General features: G+C 61.9%; 17 protein-coding genes. 7 read left to right on the forward strand and 10 right to left on the reverse strand.

Features of this window, described 5'->3' with window-relative positions:
• Nucleotides 1–97 precede the first annotated feature (97 nt).
• On the forward strand, nt 98–1,549 hold the full coding sequence (gene pyk, locus B6S01_RS11105; protein ID WP_081570374.1) for a pyruvate kinase: 1,452 nt from the start codon (nt 98–100) through the stop codon (nt 1,547–1,549).
• On the opposite strand, the gene B6S01_RS11110 is transcribed toward pyk, so the two are convergent.
• Nucleotides 1,533–2,162 (reverse strand): HAD family hydrolase, encoded by a 630-nt coding sequence (locus B6S01_RS11110; protein ID WP_037467646.1) that lies wholly within the window; start codon nt 2,160–2,162, stop codon nt 1,533–1,535. The two genes, pyk and B6S01_RS11110, sit on opposite strands and share 17 nt — an antisense overlap.
• Before the next feature lie 4 nt (nt 2,163–2,166).
• A complete protein-coding gene (ykgO, locus tag B6S01_RS11115) occupies nt 2,167–2,292 on the reverse strand; it encodes a type B 50S ribosomal protein L36 (RefSeq protein WP_004210176.1) in 126 nt (41 codons plus the stop codon).
• A gap of 202 nt (nt 2,293–2,494) precedes the next feature.
• On the opposite strand from ykgO, the gene B6S01_RS11120 reads away from it, so the two are divergent.
• Together B6S01_RS11120 and B6S01_RS11125 are read left to right on the forward strand one after the other, a co-directional pair.
• Nucleotides 2,495–3,094 carry a DUF4136 domain-containing protein gene (locus B6S01_RS11120; RefSeq protein ID WP_037467817.1) on the forward strand — a complete coding sequence of 200 codons (600 nt, stop codon included), beginning with the start codon at nt 2,495–2,497 and terminating at the stop codon, nt 3,092–3,094.
• Nucleotides 3,091–4,221, forward strand: coding sequence for a M14 family metallopeptidase (locus B6S01_RS11125; RefSeq protein ID WP_037467645.1), 1,131 nt, complete (start codon nt 3,091–3,093; stop codon nt 4,219–4,221). The genes B6S01_RS11120 and B6S01_RS11125 overlap by 4 nt, the downstream gene beginning before the upstream one ends.
• A gap of 77 nt (nt 4,222–4,298) precedes the next feature.
• Here B6S01_RS11125 and B6S01_RS11130 read toward each other — a convergent pair whose 3' ends face one another.
• The 5 genes from B6S01_RS11130 to B6S01_RS11150 form a co-directional block, all read right to left on the reverse strand.
• Nucleotides 4,299–4,955 carry an MAE_28990/MAE_18760 family HEPN-like nuclease gene (locus tag B6S01_RS11130; RefSeq protein WP_197053228.1) on the reverse strand — a complete coding sequence of 219 codons (657 nt, stop codon included), beginning with the start codon at nt 4,953–4,955 and terminating at the stop codon, nt 4,299–4,301.
• Entirely contained in the window at nt 4,940–6,055 is a 1,116-nt protein-coding gene (locus B6S01_RS11135) for a DUF262 domain-containing protein (protein ID WP_037467643.1), read from the reverse strand. The genes B6S01_RS11130 and B6S01_RS11135 overlap by 16 nt, the downstream gene beginning before the upstream one ends.
• 141 nt (nt 6,056–6,196) lie before the next feature.
• Nucleotides 6,197–6,916, reverse strand: coding sequence for a dienelactone hydrolase family protein (locus B6S01_RS11140; protein WP_037467641.1), 720 nt, complete (start codon nt 6,914–6,916; stop codon nt 6,197–6,199).
• 158 nt (nt 6,917–7,074) lie between these two features.
• Nucleotides 7,075–8,073: a 50S ribosomal protein L11 methyltransferase gene (locus B6S01_RS11145; protein ID WP_037467639.1), complete on the reverse strand. Its 999-nt coding sequence runs from the start codon at nt 8,071–8,073 to the stop codon at nt 7,075–7,077.
• A gap of 122 nt (nt 8,074–8,195) precedes the next feature.
• Nucleotides 8,196–9,527, reverse strand: a complete 1,332-nt coding sequence (locus B6S01_RS11150; RefSeq protein ID WP_037467637.1) for a methyl-accepting chemotaxis protein — start codon at nt 9,525–9,527, stop codon at nt 8,196–8,198.
• 232 nt (nt 9,528–9,759) lie between these two features.
• Between B6S01_RS11150 and sdhC the strand changes: the two genes are divergently transcribed.
• The 4 genes from sdhC to B6S01_RS21360 all read left to right on the forward strand — a co-directional run bounded on the left by sdhC (nt 9,760) and on the right by B6S01_RS21360 (nt 13,542).
• Nucleotides 9,760–10,092, forward strand: coding sequence for a succinate dehydrogenase, cytochrome b556 subunit (gene sdhC, locus B6S01_RS11160; protein ID WP_407695216.1), 333 nt, complete (start codon nt 9,760–9,762; stop codon nt 10,090–10,092).
• A complete protein-coding gene (gene sdhD / locus B6S01_RS11165; RefSeq protein ID WP_037467635.1) occupies nt 10,092–10,481 on the forward strand; it encodes a succinate dehydrogenase, hydrophobic membrane anchor protein in 390 nt (129 codons plus the stop codon). Before sdhC ends, sdhD begins: the two co-directional genes overlap by 1 nt.
• Nucleotides 10,481–12,295: a succinate dehydrogenase flavoprotein subunit gene (gene sdhA / locus B6S01_RS11170; protein ID WP_037467634.1), complete on the forward strand. Its 1,815-nt coding sequence runs from the start codon at nt 10,481–10,483 to the stop codon at nt 12,293–12,295. Before sdhD ends, sdhA begins: the two co-directional genes overlap by 1 nt.
• A 464-nt stretch (nt 12,296–12,759) precedes the next feature.
• A complete protein-coding gene (locus B6S01_RS21360; RefSeq protein WP_197053227.1) occupies nt 12,760–13,542 on the forward strand; it encodes a hypothetical protein in 783 nt (260 codons plus the stop codon).
• Nucleotides 13,543–13,828: 286 nt separating this feature from the next.
• On the opposite strand, the gene B6S01_RS11180 is transcribed toward B6S01_RS21360, so the two are convergent.
• The 3 genes from B6S01_RS11180 to B6S01_RS11190 all read right to left on the reverse strand — a co-directional run bounded on the left by B6S01_RS11180 (nt 13,829) and on the right by B6S01_RS11190 (nt 16,773).
• Entirely contained in the window at nt 13,829–14,890 is a 1,062-nt protein-coding gene (locus tag B6S01_RS11180; RefSeq protein WP_037467633.1) for a flagellar motor protein MotB, read from the reverse strand.
• A gap of 3 nt (nt 14,891–14,893) precedes the next feature.
• Complete coding sequence (gene motA, locus B6S01_RS11185) at nt 14,894–15,757, reverse strand: flagellar motor stator protein MotA (protein WP_037467814.1); 864 nt, start codon at nt 15,755–15,757, stop codon at nt 14,894–14,896.
• Between the two features lie 170 nt (nt 15,758–15,927).
• Nucleotides 15,928–16,773 (reverse strand): flagellin, encoded by an 846-nt coding sequence (locus tag B6S01_RS11190; protein WP_037467632.1) that lies wholly within the window; start codon nt 16,771–16,773, stop codon nt 15,928–15,930.
• Nucleotide 16,774: the final 1 nt, after the last annotated feature.

The following is a 16,774-nucleotide window of genomic DNA, read 5'->3' on the forward strand; positions in this document are numbered from 1 at the left end:
TTTCGCTGATCTACATCATCCTGTCGTGCAGCACGGATAATCGAAAACGACGCCCTGGCAAAGCAGAGGCGCCCATGACGGTCAGGAGCTATTTGGAATGACGAAATTGCCGCCCCGTTCGCGCAAGGTCCGCATCCTGGCGACCCTTGGCCCCGCGAGCGACAGCCCGGAAGTGATTCGGGCGCTGTTCGTCGCCGGGGCAGACGCTTTCCGCATCAATATGAGCCATGGCGCGCATGAGGATCATGCCGCGCGGATCGCCACAATCCGCGCGCTGGAAAAGGAATTCGGGCGGCCGACGACCATATTGGGCGATCTTCAGGGGCCAAAGCTGCGCGTTGGTACGTTCAAGAGCGGCCTGGCCGTGCTGGAAACCGGCGCTCCTTTCGTGCTGGACCGGGACGAGGAGCCGGGGGACGCGCGGCGGGTCAATTTGCCGCATCCTGAGATTTACGAGGCGCTGCTGCCCGAAACCCGGCTGTTGCTGGACGATGGCAAGCTGGTGCTGCGGGTCAAGAAGGTCGAGGGTGGGCGCATCGACACCATTGTCGAGGTTGGCGGGACGCTGTCCAACCGCAAGGGGGTGAACGTGCCCGATGTGGTGGTGCCGGTGCCTGCGCTGACCGACAAGGATCGGCGCGACCTGAGCTTTGCGGTCAATCACGGGTGCGACTGGATCGCGCTGAGCTTCGTGCAGCGGCCCGAGGATCTGGCCGAGGCGCGCAAGCTGATGGGTGGGCATGGCGCGTTGATGGCGAAGATCGAGAAGCCCGCCGCCGTGCAGCGGCTGGAGGAGATTATCGAGCTGGCCGACGGCGTGATGGTGGCGCGCGGCGACTTGGGCGTCGAATTGCCGCCGCAGGCCGTGCCGCCGCTCCAGAAGCAGATCGTGGCGGCGGCGCGGCGTATGGGGCGGCCTGTCGTCGTGGCGACGCAGATGCTCGAATCGATGATCAAGGCGCCGACGCCGACGCGGGCGGAAGTGTCGGACGTCGCCACCGCCGTCTATGACGGGGCTGACGCCATCATGCTGTCGGCCGAAACGGCGGCGGGCGATTGGCCGGAGGAAGCGGTGGCGATGATGGACAGCATTGCGCACAGCGTGGAGCGCGACCCCGGCTATGTCGCGCGGCTGCACTTTACGGAGACCAAGCCCGACGCGACCACCGCCGATGCGCTGGCGGAAGGGGCGGCGGGCATTGTGTCGGTCGTGGGGGCGAGCGCCATCACCTGCTTTACCCTGTCGGGCAGCACGGTGCGCCGCGTGGCGCGCGAGAGGCCGCTGACGCCGATCCTGGCGCTGACGCCGCGGCTGGACACGGCGCGCAAGCTGGGGCTGACCTGGGGCGTGCATGCGGTGCGGACCAAGGATGTCGGCACGTTCGAAGAGATGATCGGCAAGGCGCGGCGCATGGCCTTGCGGCATGACATGACGCGCAAGGGGGGCAAGATCGTCGTGCTGGCGGGGGTGCCGTTCGGCACGCCGGGATCGACCAACGTGCTGCATGTCGCCGCCATTCACGGCGACGAGCTTAAAGGACGGGAATAGGCGCGAGCAGGCCGAGCGCGGCAAGGTCGCGGCGCAGAGTGGGGGCGTCGCGGAACAGATGGCCGTGGATGCCGAGCGCCTGTGCCGCCGCGATATTGTCTTCGCGATCGTCGATGAACAGCGTTTCTTCCGCGGGCAGGCCGAATCGGTCGAGCGCCAGGCGGTAGATGGCGGGATCTGGCTTTGCGATCCGTTCGACGCCCGACACGACGATGTCGCGGAAGTGCGCGAATAGGGCGGCTTCGCGGGCGTGGAAGGGCGTCCAGAATTCCGCGCTGAAATTGGTGAGGGCGTAGAGCGGCACGCCCCGCTGGTGCAGGTCGCGGACCAGTTCGGGCATGCCGGCGACGGCGGGCTGGACACTGTCGATGAAGCGATCGCCCCAGAGGCGGATCAGCGGTTCATGTTCGGGATGGCGGGCGATCAGTTCCGCGCTGGTTTCCGCGAAGGGGCGGCCCATGTCATGCTGGACATGCCAGTCCATCGACACGACATCGCGCAGAAACGCGTCGAGCGCCCGATCGTCATGGATCAGGCGCTCGTAGAGGAGCCGAGGCTCCCAATGGTAGAGGACCTTGCCGACGTCGAAGATGACGGCGGCGATGTCCGCCATTCAATCAGCCCTGGCGGGCCTTGAAACGGCGGTTGGTCTTGTTGATGACATAGGTGCGGCCGCGACGGCGGATCACGCGGTTGTCCCGGTGACGGCCCTTGAGCGACTTGAGCGAGTTGCGGATCTTCATGGAACCAGCCTTTTAAGAATCTTTGCGTGATCGGAAAATCGAAGCGCAGCCCCTATGGGCGGTACAGGCGAAAGTCAAGGGCGGCTGACCGCTCTTTTGCCCCGTTCATTCGCCATGCAGCCAAGCCATGGCTTCACATGTTTGAAGAGAAAAGCCGCCCGGCGTCGTGTATGGCTGACGCATCCTGTCGGAGACAAGCATGATGATGAAGCAAATCCTCCTCCCCGCCGCATTGGCCCTGTCGCTGTCCGCCTGCGCGACCGCTGTGCCGCCGGTTGAAGTGACGCGGTTCCATGTAGGCGACCCGGCGCGCAGCGGGACGATCGCGGTGGAGGAAATGCCCGACAACCCGGACGCGGGGCTGGAATTCCGCACCTATGCGGCGGCGGTGGAGCAGGAGTTGCAGCGCGTGGGCTTTACCCCGCCGGCGGCTGCGGGCGCGCGGAGCGACTATGTCGCGCTGGTTGGTTTTCGCCGCAGCTTCCGCCCGACCGGCTATGGCGATGACGGCAGGCCGGTCAGCGTAGGCGTGGGCGGCGGCGTTGGCAGCGGCGGCTTTTCCGGCATGGGCGTGGGCATCGGCATCAACCTGTCGGGGCGGCCCAAGGATGTGGTGATGACGCAGTTGCAGGTGCAGATCCGCCGCCGCGCCGATTCGGCGACTTTGTGGGAAGGACGGGCGGTGAGCCAGGCGCGCGAAGGCACGCCCGCAGCCCAGCCGGGCCTTGCCGCGCAAAAGCTCGCGAGCGCGCTCATCGGGGGCTATCCGGGCGAATCGGGGCGCACTATAACCGTCAAATGACCATTTCGATCAGCAGCGCCTTCGACAGCGGCAATATTCGCGTTCGTTCCATCATCGACAGCGGCGCCAGCGTCCGGGCGGAGCTGGAAATCGTCAAGGACCGGGAGAGCGACTTCTATCAATGGTTCCATTTCCGGGTCGCGGGCGTGGCCGGACGCGAGGTGGAGCTGGCCATCACCAATTGCGGGACATCGGCCTATCCCGACGGCTGGCCGGGTTACAGGGCGCGGGTGAGCGAGGATCGGGAAAACTGGACCCAGGCGGACACCAGCTATGCAAACGGCACGCTGACCATCCGCCTGTCGCCTGACGTCAATGCGGTGTGGCTGGCCTATTTCGCGCCCTATTCGATGGAGCGGCACCATGACCTGATTGCTTGGGCCGCGTGCCAGCCGGGGGTCGCGCATCGCGAACTGGGCCTGACGCTGGACGGGCAGCCGATGGACCTTCTGACGATAGGGGACGGGCCAAAGCAGGTGTGGCTCTATGCACGGCAGCATCCGGGCGAGAGCATGGCGCAATGGTGGATGGAAGGCGCGCTGGAGCGGCTGTGCGACGAAGAGGATGCGGTCGCACGCCTGCTGCGCCGACAAGCGACCTTTCACATCGTGCCGAACATGAACCCCGATGGCAGTCGCAGGGGGCATTTGCGCACCAATGCGGCGGGCGTGAACCTGAACCGCGAATGGCACGAACCGTCGATGGAGCGCAGCCCCGAAGTGTTCCTGGTGCGCGCGGCGATGGACGAGACGGGGGTGGATTTCGCCATGGACGTGCATGGCGACGAAGCAATCCCGGCGGTGTTCCTGGCGGGGTTTGAGGGGATTGCGGGGCTGACGGAGCGGCAGCTGGCGCTCTATAATCGATACCGCGACACGCTGGCGCTGCGGACGCCGGATTTCCAGACGAAGCTAGGCTATCCCACCGCTGCGGCGGGCAAGGCGAACCTGTCCATGTCCACCAACCAGATCGCCCAGCGCTTCGGCGCGGTGGCGATGACGCTGGAAATGCCGTTCAAGGATAATGACGACCTGCCCGACGCCGATTTCGGCTGGTCCCCCGCGCGGTCGATGCAGCTGGCGAAGGATTGTTTGGGGGTGTTGGCGGAGATGATTGGGGACGTTTGAGGGGGGGCGAGGGCGACTGGTAGGTGGTGACCATTTTGGTCGGCGAAATTAGTTGATTGAATTGCAAAGGCGATCGTTCAAGGCATGGCACGATAATGTCCTAAATGGGCCTTGGCCTGCAAATCATTTGAGATCATTCGCATCAAACTGATAGTCTGTTCTGTAAGTGGATTTAGATCCTCGACCCCGACGAAAGTTTCTTCGCCGTGAGCGATGGAGTTTCTTCGTTTCAACAGAATAACATCTATAAAATTCTCATGATCTGAAAAAATAGTGGGATCAACTCCGCACACGCGACAAATATCGCAAAGAACCTCAAAATTGAGATTTGATTTTGTATTGACTAGATTTTCATTGATTTGAACGAACCGCCGTGAGCCTCCATCAAGGATGGCATCAATTAAATCTCCCCTTTCTTTGACACCTTTCTGACCGATCGCGGCAAGCTTTGGCAGGAAATCGTTTCTCAAAAATTGCCGAGTTAAAGATGAATAAGCAATTTTGCGCAATGCGACATGAGTAAGATATTTTTGCGCAGAATATTTAACATGGCCTTCCCAGTGTGCGTAGGCAACGGTAACGAGCGCGCGGAGTAGGGCGGGCCGAGCAACCGTATCACTCAATAATACCGCAGATTTTAAGTCGCTTATTTCTTTGATTCGCCAAGTTAGATCTCGGGATAATTGATAGGCCAGATCTTGGTCGGAAAACGGTTTACTCACGGTTGAAACCATTGCGCTCCGTAAGGAACGGTTCGCTGTATTCTCGTTGTGCCGCGGACTCCGGGTGAGGTGAAGTTAGCTGTCGCAGGATCTTGCCAAAAATCCCGAGATTTTTGACGAATGAACCCCACAGCGTCGGGCAGAGCGCGAACATCTGACAGATTTTTGGCTATTCCAACCGCAATCGTCTCAAGCGCTACCAAGCCAATTTTACCTGTGTGTCTTACCCCATCAAATCTTCGGAGAGCCCTATCGCCATCCGCCTGAGAAAGCAGGTCAAAAGTTTGTATGATTGTAGACGTGTCTCGAGCAATATCTCCATTGCGAGCCAGCGCAATTGCGCCCTCATCGATATATTCTTCGACGTCTAACTTTCCATCATATTCTATGAATGTATGGACGAGAAAACGCATTGCTAGTTCAAGGTGACGTTGCTTCTGCTCTTGATCTTCATTTATTCCAGTCACAGTCTTGAAATTATCATTTTCTGCTGCTGTACGTAATGCTCTAAAATATGGAGCATTCACCATCAATGTAATTGAATTTCTCAACTCTTGAGCATTTGCTACAGTTCCGCCAGCATTTAGCCTTTGGAAAAGATCAAATTTAGTGGCGTCATCACTCGGCCGCTTCAAAATTTCTACGCCTAGACGCGCTCTTCTGATTGCAAGTTGTTGAGTTTTATCTAGAGGCCTCTGGTCTGCTACTGCCACACCTTCGACCTGATCAGATTCTTCCCATACGACATTATGCAATGATGGGAGATACCGTGTTGCTTCCAGCACCGATGGTGGAGCTATCACTCCTTCGGGCAAACGTAGCTTTCCCATGAATTCTAGTATGGTCGATAAGCGCTGTAGACCGTCGATAAGCTCCCATTTTCCTTGGTCTGTTTCAAAAACAAATATCGAAGGCAAAGGTATTCCCAGCAAAAGGGACTCAATTAGCTTCGATTTCTGGCCGGGCTCCCATCGAAAGAGCCGTTGAAACTCAGGATCGATAACTAGATCACCATCCTCATACTGACTAACGAGCTCGCTGATGGACATTGAATAAGCGTCAGTTCGCACACTACGCGCAGCCAATTCAATTTCGTCAATCAAATCAGTCATGTCCAGTCCCTTGAAGCCTCGTTCGACAGCTTAGCGTGAGGCTTGAGGTCAGGGCAACTCCTGTCGGCACTCTCGACAGCTCGCCGTAGCGTAGATGCGGCTTTGCCTCTTATTTAAATTTGAGCCAGCGGCAATCTGCACCTACCCAAACAAATCCCCCAGAAAATCCCGCATCGAGCGGAAGCTGCGGCGGTCCGCATCGGCGCTGTAGGCGAGGCCCTTTTCGGGCATGTTGACGGCTTGGTCGGTGAAGGCGTGGCCGGTGTGGCCATAGGCGTGGATCTGCCAGTCGCAGCCTGATTGCGTGAGTTCGTCGGCCAGGGCGACGGTGGCTTGGGGCGGGGCTATCGGGTCTTCCCAGCCGTGGCAGATCAGTAGCCTGGCCGTGATGGCGGCGTTGGGGAAGGGTGGGGCGTCATAGACGCCGTGGAAGCTCACTCCGCCTGCCATGTCCGCGCCGCTGCGGGCCAGATCGAGCACGCATTTGCCGCCGAAGCAGAAGCCGATTGCGGCGGTGCGGGCTTCATCCACTTCGTCGAGTGACTTGAGCAGCGCGTGCGCCGCCGTCACCCGGTCGCGCAGCAGGGCGCGGTCTGCGTTGAGTTCGGCCATGTAGCGGCCCATGTCCGGGTCGGTGCGCGCGGTGCGCTTGCCCTGTCCGTAGAGGTCGGTGACGAGGACTATGTAGCCGAGCGTGGCGACCTTTTCGGCATAGGCGAAATCGGCTTCCTTTGTGCCCAGCACGTTGGGGAAGAGGAGGATGCCGGGGCGGGGGCCTGACGCTGTATTGTCGAAGACGGCGAGGCTTTCGAACGTGCCGCCGGGGCCTTCATGGATGGTGACGCGGCGGGTGATGGGCATGGCGCTCTCGCTGAATGGTGAGGGTCGGTGGCGAGACTAGGGGGCTTTGCGGGGGAGGCAAGAGGTTGGTTAGGCGCTGGACCCCGGATCAGGTCCGGGGTGACGGGACGGCGATTTGCCCTCACCCAACCCTCTCCCGCGCGGGGGAGAGGGCTATTTCAAAGGCTTCCGAAACCCGGCGCTTCGCCGCGCGCCTGACGGTCGATGCGGCGGGGGCGTTTCCAGCCGATGGCGGGGCGCTTGCGCAGGCGCAGGGTGGGCCAGTCGCCTCGATCGCTGCGTTCGGCGAGGCGCATGCCCTGCGTGCGGTAGGCGGTAAGGACGGCGTCGGCCTGTTCCTGTAGCAGCCCGGCGAGCAGGATGGTGCCGCCTTCATCGACCAGTGCGCAGAGCGAGGGGGCGAGTTCGATGAGCGGGCCAGCCAGGATGTTGGCGATCAGCAGGTCGTAGGGCGCGCGGGTGGCTATCGCGGGATGATCGACCCCGGCGGCGGTGTAGAGCGCGAGCTGACCCTGCCCCCGGCCGAGCGGGATGCGGTTGGCGGCGGCGTTCTGCGCGCTGATATCGACGGCGACGGGGTCGATATCCGACGCGGTCGCATAGGCGCGGGGCCACAGGTGGAGCGCCGCGAAGGCGAGCAGGCCGGTGCCTGTGCCCACATCGGCGACATTGCCAAAGCGCATGCCGATCCGGCGCATGCGGTCGAGCATCAGCAGGCAGCCTGCGGTGGTTTCATGCTGGCCGGTGCCGAAGGCGCGGCTGGCTTCGATGAGGAAATTGATATGGCCCGACCGTTCCGGGTCGGCGGCGAGGTTGCGGACATGGAAGCGCCCGGCGGTGACGGGTTCGAGGCCCTGCTGGCTGAGCGTCACCCAATCTTCGTCGGGCAGCTGTTCGATCAGGGGTTTCGCGCCAGCGGCGCTGGGGACGAGGGTGCGAAGGAGCTTGATCGCGGCGGGGCTGGGTTCGCCCTCAAAATAGGCGTCGAGGCGCCAGGCGTTTTCGTCGTCGGGGGCCGCTTCGCTGGTCATCAGGACCGGCGGGCTGTTCATCAGCGCGAAGGCCGCAATGTCGCCGTCCAGCGCCTCTGCCTCCGCACGGGTGCAGGGGAGCGTGACTTTCCAGCTTTGGGCGGCGGTGGGGGCGGCGTCGGTCATGCCGCGCCCTTTAGAACTTTGATGAGGGGAGGGGAAGCGGGTGCGCGCCTAGAGCCGCCGAGCGGGGGTTAAGCTGGACCCCGGATCAAGTCCGGGGTGACGATGGGCGGTCTGGCTAACCTTCAGGCGACCTGACGCCCGAAGTCGGACGAGGCGGCGCGCAGGCTGGCAAGCTTGCCCTCCACGCTCATGAAGCCGCGTTCGAGCTGGTCGATTTCCGACGCGACGACTTCGGTATCCTGGCGGATCGCGGAAATGGTGCCCGACATCGAATCGGCGGCAAGCGCGGTTTCATCGACAGCCGCCGTGATCATGGTGACGGTCTGCGCCTGAACATCCATGGCGTGGCGGATGCGGTCGGCGCTCGATTGCACTTCGCCCACGGTGTCGCGGATGCGTTCGTTGGTTTCGACCGACTGGCGGGTGGACGCCTGGATATCGGCGATCCTGCCCGCAATCTCGTCGGTGGCGCGCGCCGTCTGGTTGGCGAGGCTCTTTACCTCCTGCGCGACGACGGCGAACCCGCGACCGGCATCGCCCGCGCGGGCCGCTTCGATCGTGGCGTTGAGGGCGAGCAGGTTGGTCTGGCCCGCAATGTCGCGGATGAGGCCGAGAATCGATTCGATCGACTTGGCATGTTCGGTCAGGGTAGTGGACATGGTGACGGCGTCGCCTGACTGGCGGGCGGCGCGCTGCGCCACGTCGGCGGCGCTTTCCACTTCGGTCCGGGCGTCCTCAATCGCGCGGATGAGGCCAGCCGATGTCCGCGCGGCTTCGCGCATGGCGATGGCGGACTGTTCGGCGGCGGCGGCGACTTCGGACGCCTTGCCCAGCATGCCGCGCGTGGCGGCGGACGCATCCTTTGCCTGTTCGCGCAGCGATTCGCCCAGTTGCGAAGCGCCGTCGATCTCTCCCATGATTCGCTGTTCGAACAAGGTGCCGATCCGCTGGCGTTCGCTGCGCTGCGCTTCGGCTTCATCGCCGGCAAAGGCGTTGGTCATCAAGCTGGCGTCCACCATGCTGACCATGGTGATGATATTCACCAGGCGCTGGCGCGTCGCGTCGTCCGGCGCCTTTCGCCACACCATGTCGATGAGCTGCTTGTTGGCGTCGGATACGGCGGTCAGCACGACGCCCAGCGGCAGGTTGCGCTTGCGCGCCAAGCGGACGCAGGCGATGCTGGAGCCGGCCCAGCTCCCCGCTTCATAGAAGCTGAGTTTCTGCCGCACATATTCATGCGCCTCGGTCTCGATCTTCGCGATGGTCGAGGCCGCCAGGACGCTGCGCAGGCGCGACTGGTCCATATAGCTGTCGAAGAAGGTGCGCGCGGAGATGGATGCCGCATCGCCGATCAGGTCGCGAATTTCGCGAAGCCCCGCGGCCAGTTCGCCGGTGGGATCGATTTCTGCCATGCTGGCGATCATTGCGCTCTTCGATGATGCGGCGGACGTCATATGCGGCAAACCTCAATTTGTCTTCTTTGTCAGGCTCGTGATAGCGCGATCTGGTTAATCAGTTCTTAGCCGTGATGATCCGGTCGCTCCGCCGGGGCGGCTTGCCCTCTTGACCGATCGTGCCTAAGGGGACGGGAATCAGGGACAAGCATCAGGGACGTAGGTAGATATGGCGCGAACCACGAGCCGGCCGCTCTCGCCGCATTTGACGATCTGGAAATGGGGGCCAGCGATGGCCGTTTCCATTATGCACCGCGTGACGGGCAATGGCCTGGCGACTGCGGGTGCCTTGGGTCTGGTCTGGTGGCTGATGGCCGCCGCGTCGGGGCCGGAAGCCTATGCGACCTTCGTGGCCTGTGCGACTTCGCCCATCGGCTATCTGGTAATGGCGGGCCTCAGCTGGTTCTTCTTCCAGCATCTGACGTCGGGTCTGCGCCACTTCGTGCTCGACATGGGCGCTGGCTATGAACTGAAAAACAACAAGACCTGGTCCGTGCTGACCTTCGTCATCTCGACGCTCCTCACCATCGCCTTCTGGGCCGCTATCTGCACGGGGAAATTCTGATGGGAACGGGAACCGGAATCGGCCGCGTCCGTGGCCTGGGCTCGGCCCGTCATGGCGCGCATCACTGGCTGGCGCAGCGTTATACCGCGATCGGCAACCTGTTGCTGGTGCTGTGGCTGCTGTTCAGCCTGATAGCGCTGCCGGGGCTCGATTATCAGAGCGTCCATAACTGGATCGCCAATCCGCTGGTCGCGGTGCCGCTGATGCTGATGGTCGTCAGCATTTTCTGGCACCTGCGCCTCGGCATGCAGGTGATGCTGGAGGATTATGTCCATGACAAGGGGCTGGCCTTCCTGTCCATGCTGCTGCTGAACTTCTATGCCTTTGGCGGCGCGGCCGCGGGCGTATTCGCGATCGCCAAGATCGCCTTCACGGGGATCGTCAAATAATGAGCGAAGCCTACAAGATCATCGACCACACCTACGACACGGTCGTCGTGGGTGCTGGCGGCTCCGGCCTGCGCGCGACGATGGGCAGCGCCGAAGCGGGCCTGAAGACCGCGTGCATCACCAAGCTGTTCCCGACGCGCAGCCACACCGTGGCGGCGCAGGGCGGCATCGCCGCGAGCCTTGGCAACAACTCGCCCGACCACTGGACCTGGCACATGTACGACACCGTCAAGGGGTCCGACTGGCTGGGCGACCAGGACGCCATCGAATATATGGTGCGCGAGGCGCCTGCGGCCGTCATCGAGCTGGAACATGCCGGCGTGCCGTTCAGCCGTAACGAGAATGGGACGATCTATCAGCGCCCCTTCGGCGGCCACATGCAGAATATGGGCGCTGGCCCGCCGGTGCAGCGCACCTGCGCCGCCGCCGACCGCACCGGCCACGCCATGCTGCACGCTCTGTATCAGCAGAGCCTGAAATATGACGCGGACTTCTACATCGAATATTTCGCCATCGACCTGATCATGGAAGACGGCCCGAACGGCAAGGAATGCCGGGGCGTCGTCGCCATCTGCATGGAAGATGGTTCGATCCACCGCTTCCGCAGCAAGGCGGTGGTGCTGGCGACGGGCGGCTATGGCCGCGCCTATTTCTCCGCCACTTCGGCGCACAGCTGCACCGGCGACGGCGGCGGCATGGTGCTGCGCGCGGGCCTGCCGTTGCAGGATCTGGAGTTCGTGCAGTTCCACCCGACCGGCATTTACGGCGCGGGCGTGCTGATCACCGAAGGCGCGCGCGGCGAGGGCGGCTACCTCACCAACTCCGAAGGCGAGCGCTTCATGGAACGCTATGCCCCGTCGGCCAAGGATCTGGCGTCGCGTGACGTCGTGTCGCGCTCAATGGCGATGGAAATGCGCGAAGGGCGCGGCGTTGGTCCGAACAAGGATCATATATACCTGCACCTCGACCATATCGACCCCAAGGTGCTGGCCGAGCGTCTGCCGGGCATCACCGAAAGCGGAAAGATCTTCGCAGGCGTCGACCTGACGCGCCAGCCGCTGCCCGTGACCCCGACCGTCCATTATAATATGGGCGGCATCCCCTGTAACTATCATGGGCAGGTGGTGACGAAGGTCGGCGACGATCCCGAAGTCGTGGTGCCGGGTCTGTACGCGGTCGGCGAAGCGGCCTGCGTGTCGGTCCATGGCGCGAACCGCCTTGGCTCCAACTCGCTGATCGACCTTGTCGTGTTTGGCCGCGCTACGGGCCTGCACCTTAAGGAAACGATCAAGCCCAACGGATCGCACCGTCCGCTGCCCAAGGATGCGGCCGATCTGGCGCTGTCGCGCCTCGACCATTATCGCAATGCGAAGGGCGGTTCGCCCACGGCGAAAATCCGTCTGGAAATGCAGCACACCATGCAGAAGCATGCCGCCGTGTTCCGCGACAGCGCGCTGCTGGGCGAGGGCGTCACCAAGATCGCGCAGGTCAATGCCAGTATGCAGGATGTCGGCGTTTCGGATCGCTCGCTGATCTGGAACACCGACCTTATCGAGACGCTGGAGCTGGACAATTTGATGTCCCAGGCGGTCTGCACGATGGTCAGCGCGGAAAACCGCAAGGAAAGCCGCGGCGCGCACGCGCACGAGGATTTCCCGAACCGCGACGACGACAACTGGATGAAGCACACCGTCAGCTGGTTCGAAGGCTGGGGCGGCAAGGGCGGCAAGGTCAGCCTCGATTACCGTCCGGTGCACGATTACACGCTCACGGACGAAGCGGAATATATCAAGCCCAAGGCCCGCGTTTACTAAGACGCGCTGATAAAGCTGGATGAGGAAGGGGCGGGCCGCGAGGTTCGCCCTTTTTCGTTTTTGGGTTGGGGAGTGTTGTGTTGAGCGGGCTGGAAGATGTTCTCGGTCCGCGTAAGCTCCGATGCCGAGGTTTGTTGGGCTTTAAATTGCGGTGGCTGGCCGTTGCGGAATGACGACTTTAGGACAACGGGGGTCGGTTAGTAGCCATTCCAGAAGACGACAGGGCTGGGAGGCGCTGATACACAACTATTACAGGACACGCCGAATTTCGCATCGGCAGTGTCCGAGGAGGCAATGTGGGGGAAGCAAAACGCAGAAGGGAGGCCGTCCTCCAAGCACCATGCCCGTGCGGCTCAATCAAGATTGCGCTGGAGTGTTGCTTTGACGGTCGAAACTGGCACCGACCATCAGCATCACTCGGCCTTCGCGATCTGTCAGCGGCGGAGACAGTCGAGCGCTGTTATATGCGTGAACTCGGTTCGTGCGTGTCGCCGATATCAGGCGAGCATCTAATCTCGGAATCCGTTATTGAAGTTCTCAAAGGAGATGGAGGCTTTTCTATCTCCGGAGTGCCTTGGCTCGCCAAGGGCGAGGAGAAAATCCTCAGCAAGAAAAGTCTGCGCGCTAATTGCCTGTGCACGAAACACAACAGCGTGCTGAGTCCTATCGACAATGCAGCGAAACATCTCTTTCGCTGCCTAAAAGTCTTCCTCGAAGGTGATGCTGGCCAGCCGCGTCATGCGCTAGTATCGGGCCACGATATAGAACGGTGGCTGCTGAAAACCGCTAAGGCGCTCGCGGTGTCTGGTAACTTAGTGCGCGACGACAAACGCCTCTCGGGCGCGTTCGCGAAAGATGTGTCGCTGGTCGCTATGCTCGATGACCCCACAGCCTGGCCTGAGGGCGCTGGGCTTTACTGTATGATGAATGAGGGCGATCTGATGGTAAACCATTCTCGGTTCCAGCTTGTTCCTTGGGTCGAAACAGCTGAGGACGGAGATGAGATCGTCGCGGTCCAAGTAAGCGTCCTCGGTTTCATTTTCGTACTGCTCCTCGAGCAAGTGGACGATGAAAAATACCCACTCTTAGCAAGGGCCCAATATCGGCCCGGGCGCATAGAAATTCAGCATCCTAAATCGGTGAGCTGGGTGACGATAAGTTGGGAGGACAACGCCTTTCACGCGACGCTAAAGGTCCAACATGTTAAGCAAGTGGCGGCCGATGACGGCAGCACAAAGACAGGTTAAAATTTATTGCAACCAGCGGCGACTGGTTGAGAGCGGACGTCCGCTTTCTAGCCTATGAGGATGCAATTTGGGCGTCTGAAAGAGGCGCTCTGCGGCCTTCAACATGTTCATGTAAGCTGTTTCGCGAGCGGGCTCTGAAACCCTCGCCGCAACCCGCCCTTTTCCTCATTCCCGCGAGCGCTGGCGTCTCAAGCGGCAAGGCATCGCGATGAGATCCCAGCTTTCGCTGGGATGACGGAAGGGGTGGGAGGGCGGTGGGGCGTTGTTTGTCGCTCCAGCCAACCGATCAGTGCTTGCCCGGCTTGCTCGATGTGCCTGCCGCCGATGGGTTGAGCAGTTGGACGCCTGTCGGCAATCCGGTGCCGCCCATGTCGATTTTCTTCGCTTCGGTGCGGGCGACGGTCATCGGGTTGTCGCGTTCGCGGATCGCGGCTTTGGTTTCCGCGTCCATGCCTTCTTCGTCGGCGTTGCCGCTGTCATTGCCGCCCTGCGTCCAGCCAAGGATCACCGACATGCGGCGGTTGCGCGGGTCGTAGGCGTCGCCCTTGGCAAAGGGTTCGCGGTCGGCGACGCCTTCGATCCGGGCGAAGCGGTCGTTGCCGATGCCGTTGCTGGCCAGCGCCTTGCGCGTGGCTTCGGCGCGGGCGGAGGAGAGCATCCAGTTGTTCATCGTCTGCCCGGCGCTGTAGGGCAGGCCATCGGTATGGCCGCGCACGATCAGCGGGTTGGGCATGGTCTTGATGACGCCCGCGACTTCGCTGACCAGCGCCTGCGCCTGGGGCAGCAGCCGGTCGGTGCCCATGGCGAACATGGCGAAATCCGATTCGTCGATCAGGTCGATGCGCAGCCCTTCGCGGGTCATGGAAAAGCGGATATTCTTGTGCAGCCTGGCGATCCCGGCCTTTTTGGCCATGCGCGCTTCCAGCTCTTTCTTGATCTGTTCGAACTTGGCCCGGTCGGCGGCGCGGGTGGCCTTGCCGCCCTGATCCTTCGTGCCGGACGCGTCGCGCGGGATGGTGATGGCCAGATTGCCCTGACCGCCGGTGGTCGGGTAATTTTCCTTGCTGACCATGGAGTCGCCGCCGAACAGGCCGGTGGAGCCAGCCGACGCCATCTTCAGTTCGACCAGCGTCGGCGTGAAATAGTCGGCCAGGCCCTTGCGCTGCTTTTCCGTGGTCGCGCCGAGCAGCCACATGAGCAGGAAGAAGGCCATCATGGCCGTCACGAAGTCGGCATAGGCGACTTTCCACGCGCCGCCATGATGGCCGCCATGACCATCGACGATGATCTTCTTGACGATGATCGGCCGCGGTTCGGGCTCGTTCGCGCCGCGCTTCTTTTCCGCCATGGGTTATTTGCCCCGCATGCCGTCGAACACCTCGGCGAAGGCCGGCTGGTTCGCGTGGGTCAGGCTGGAGCGCGCGGCTTCGATGACCAGCGGTTGCGGGTGGCCGTGCAGCGATGCGATGATGATCTGCTTGACGACATGATACATGGCGCCATCCGCTTCGATCACCGAGCGGCAGCGATTGGCGAAGGGGCCGACCATGCCATAGGCGAGCAGAACGCCGAGGAAGGTGCCGACGAGCGCCGAACCGATCATGCCGCCCAGGATCGCGGGAGGCTGATCGATGGATCCCATGGTCTTGACCACGCCCAGAACCGCCGCGACGATGCCGAGCGCGGGGAGGGCGTCCGCCAAGCCCTGGAGGTTGTCGGCGGGTTTCAGCGATTCATGATGGTGCGTCTTGAGCGCGTTATCCATGACCTCTTCCACCGCATGCGGATCGAGCGTGCCGGAGGATACGACGACCAGCCGCAGCGTGTCGCTCATCAGGTGGATCAGCGTCTTGTCGGCCATCAGGCGCGGATATTCGGAAAAGATGGTGGAGCTTGCCGGATCCTCGATATGCGGTTCCAGCGCGACCGGCCCTTCGACCCGCAGCGTCTTCATGAGGCGCGAGACGAGGAAGATGCAGTCGAGAAAATCCTGCTTTTTATATTTGGGGCCCTTGAACACCTTGCCCAGGCCGCCGCCCAGCGCTTTCAGGTCCGCGCCCGAATTGCCGATGATGAGCGCGCCGACAGCCGCGCCGCCGATAATCAGCATTTCATGCGGCAGGGCGTGGAGAACGGGGCCAATGTCGCCGCCCGTGAAGATGAAGCCGCCGAAAACCATGGCGAGCAGCACGACGAGGCCAATGACTGCGAACATGAATACCCCTGAAAATTCCGCCCGTGGGCTTTCATCCGACAGCGCCAACGCGGCGCTTTCATCAGATGGTTAATGCACAATGGTTAGCGCGAGGTTTAGGACGACGGGTTTTTGTTCCATTTTGCGTCTTTTGCCCGTTGCAGATCATGATCGAGGAGCGGTGAAGGCGCTTATCGGATCAGGTCGAACAGAGTCTGCTGATTGATCCGCGCAAAGGCCGACTGGGCCGCTTCGAGCTGGAGCAGCTTGCTCTTCACAGACGAGATGACTTCGGCAAGGTCGGTCGATTCCAGGCCCTGGCGACGTTCGGCCAGGTCAAGATCGACGTTCGTCAGCCGTTCCCCGATCACGTCGAGCCGGTCGCCGCGCACGCCCTGCTTTGCCTGTTCGATGGAGATATGGGCTTGCCCGACCTTGATGGTGTTGAGCGCCGTGACAAGATCTGCGTCCGTGCCGTTCTGAACGGCGGTGATGGCCTGACCCAGAATATCGTCGAGGGACATGGGCGTCCCGCTGACGTCGATCCCTTCAGACACTTCCTGACGGGTGCCGACGACGGAAAGGTTGAGGCTGCGGCTTACCGGCACCAGCACGCTTTGCGTGTCGTCGAACACCGGCACGCCCTGATAATCCTGCTGGTTCAGCAGTGACGCGACGCTGGTGCGGATGGTGTTCAGCTCTTCGAGAAAGGCCGCGCGGCCGGTGTCGTTGAGCGAGCCGCTGCGCGTCGATGTGACGATTTCCTGCGCGCGGATCAACAGGCTGTTGATTTCCTGCAGATTGGCTTCGGCATTGGCCGCGCGGCTTATCCCATAGCTGACATTGGCCTGCCAGGCGGACTGCTGGGCTTGCGCCTTGCCGATTTCCGACACCTGCACCCATGCGAGCGCGTCGTCGGACGGCTTGTTGAGCGTGATGCCGGTCGAAATGGCTGTCTGCCCTTCGATGATGCCTTGCGAAAGCTGTTGCTGCCGACGGATTTCGGCGATCAGCGTCTTGTTTGTGATGCCTACCATG

The sequence above is a fragment of the Sphingobium herbicidovorans genome, assembly GCF_002080435.1.
GTDB classification, from domain to species: Bacteria; Pseudomonadota; Alphaproteobacteria; order Sphingomonadales; family Sphingomonadaceae; genus Sphingobium; species Sphingobium herbicidovorans.

Bases quoted from the DNA above. Each gene is read 5' to 3' on its own strand.
- B6S01_RS21360 (WP_197053227.1), top strand. From the start codon at position 12,760: ATGCGTGAACTCGGTTCGTGCGTGTCGCCGATATCAGGCGAGCATCTA.
- ykgO (WP_004210176.1), bottom strand. From the start codon at position 2,292: ATGAAGATCCGCAACTCGCTCAAGTCGCTCAAGGGCCGTCACCGGGAC.
- sdhD (WP_037467635.1), top strand. From the start codon at position 10,092: ATGGGAACGGGAACCGGAATCGGCCGCGTCCGTGGCCTGGGCTCGGCC.
- B6S01_RS11125 (WP_037467645.1), top strand. From the start codon at position 3,091: ATGACCATTTCGATCAGCAGCGCCTTCGACAGCGGCAATATTCGCGTT.
- B6S01_RS11135 (WP_037467643.1), bottom strand. From the start codon at position 6,055: ATGACTGATTTGATTGACGAAATTGAATTGGCTGCGCGTAGTGTGCGA.
- sdhC (WP_407695216.1), top strand. From the start codon at position 9,760: ATGGCCGTTTCCATTATGCACCGCGTGACGGGCAATGGCCTGGCGACT.
- B6S01_RS11150 (WP_037467637.1), bottom strand. From the start codon at position 9,527: ATGACGTCCGCCGCATCATCGAAGAGCGCAATGATCGCCAGCATGGCA.
- pyk (WP_081570374.1), top strand. From the start codon at position 98: ATGACGAAATTGCCGCCCCGTTCGCGCAAGGTCCGCATCCTGGCGACC.
- B6S01_RS11130 (WP_197053228.1), bottom strand. From the start codon at position 4,955: ATGGTTTCAACCGTGAGTAAACCGTTTTCCGACCAAGATCTGGCCTAT.
- B6S01_RS11140 (WP_037467641.1), bottom strand. From the start codon at position 6,916: ATGCCCATCACCCGCCGCGTCACCATCCATGAAGGCCCCGGCGGCACG.
- sdhA (WP_037467634.1), top strand. From the start codon at position 10,481: ATGAGCGAAGCCTACAAGATCATCGACCACACCTACGACACGGTCGTC.
- B6S01_RS11110 (WP_037467646.1), bottom strand. From the start codon at position 2,162: ATGGCGGACATCGCCGCCGTCATCTTCGACGTCGGCAAGGTCCTCTAC.
- motA (WP_037467814.1), bottom strand. From the start codon at position 15,757: ATGTTCGCAGTCATTGGCCTCGTCGTGCTGCTCGCCATGGTTTTCGGC.
- B6S01_RS11190 (WP_037467632.1), bottom strand. From the start codon at position 16,773: ATGGTAGGCATCACAAACAAGACGCTGATCGCCGAAATCCGTCGGCAG.
- B6S01_RS11145 (WP_037467639.1), bottom strand. From the start codon at position 8,073: ATGACCGACGCCGCCCCCACCGCCGCCCAAAGCTGGAAAGTCACGCTC.
- B6S01_RS11120 (WP_037467817.1), top strand. From the start codon at position 2,495: ATGATGAAGCAAATCCTCCTCCCCGCCGCATTGGCCCTGTCGCTGTCC.
- B6S01_RS11180 (WP_037467633.1), bottom strand. From the start codon at position 14,890: ATGGCGGAAAAGAAGCGCGGCGCGAACGAGCCCGAACCGCGGCCGATC.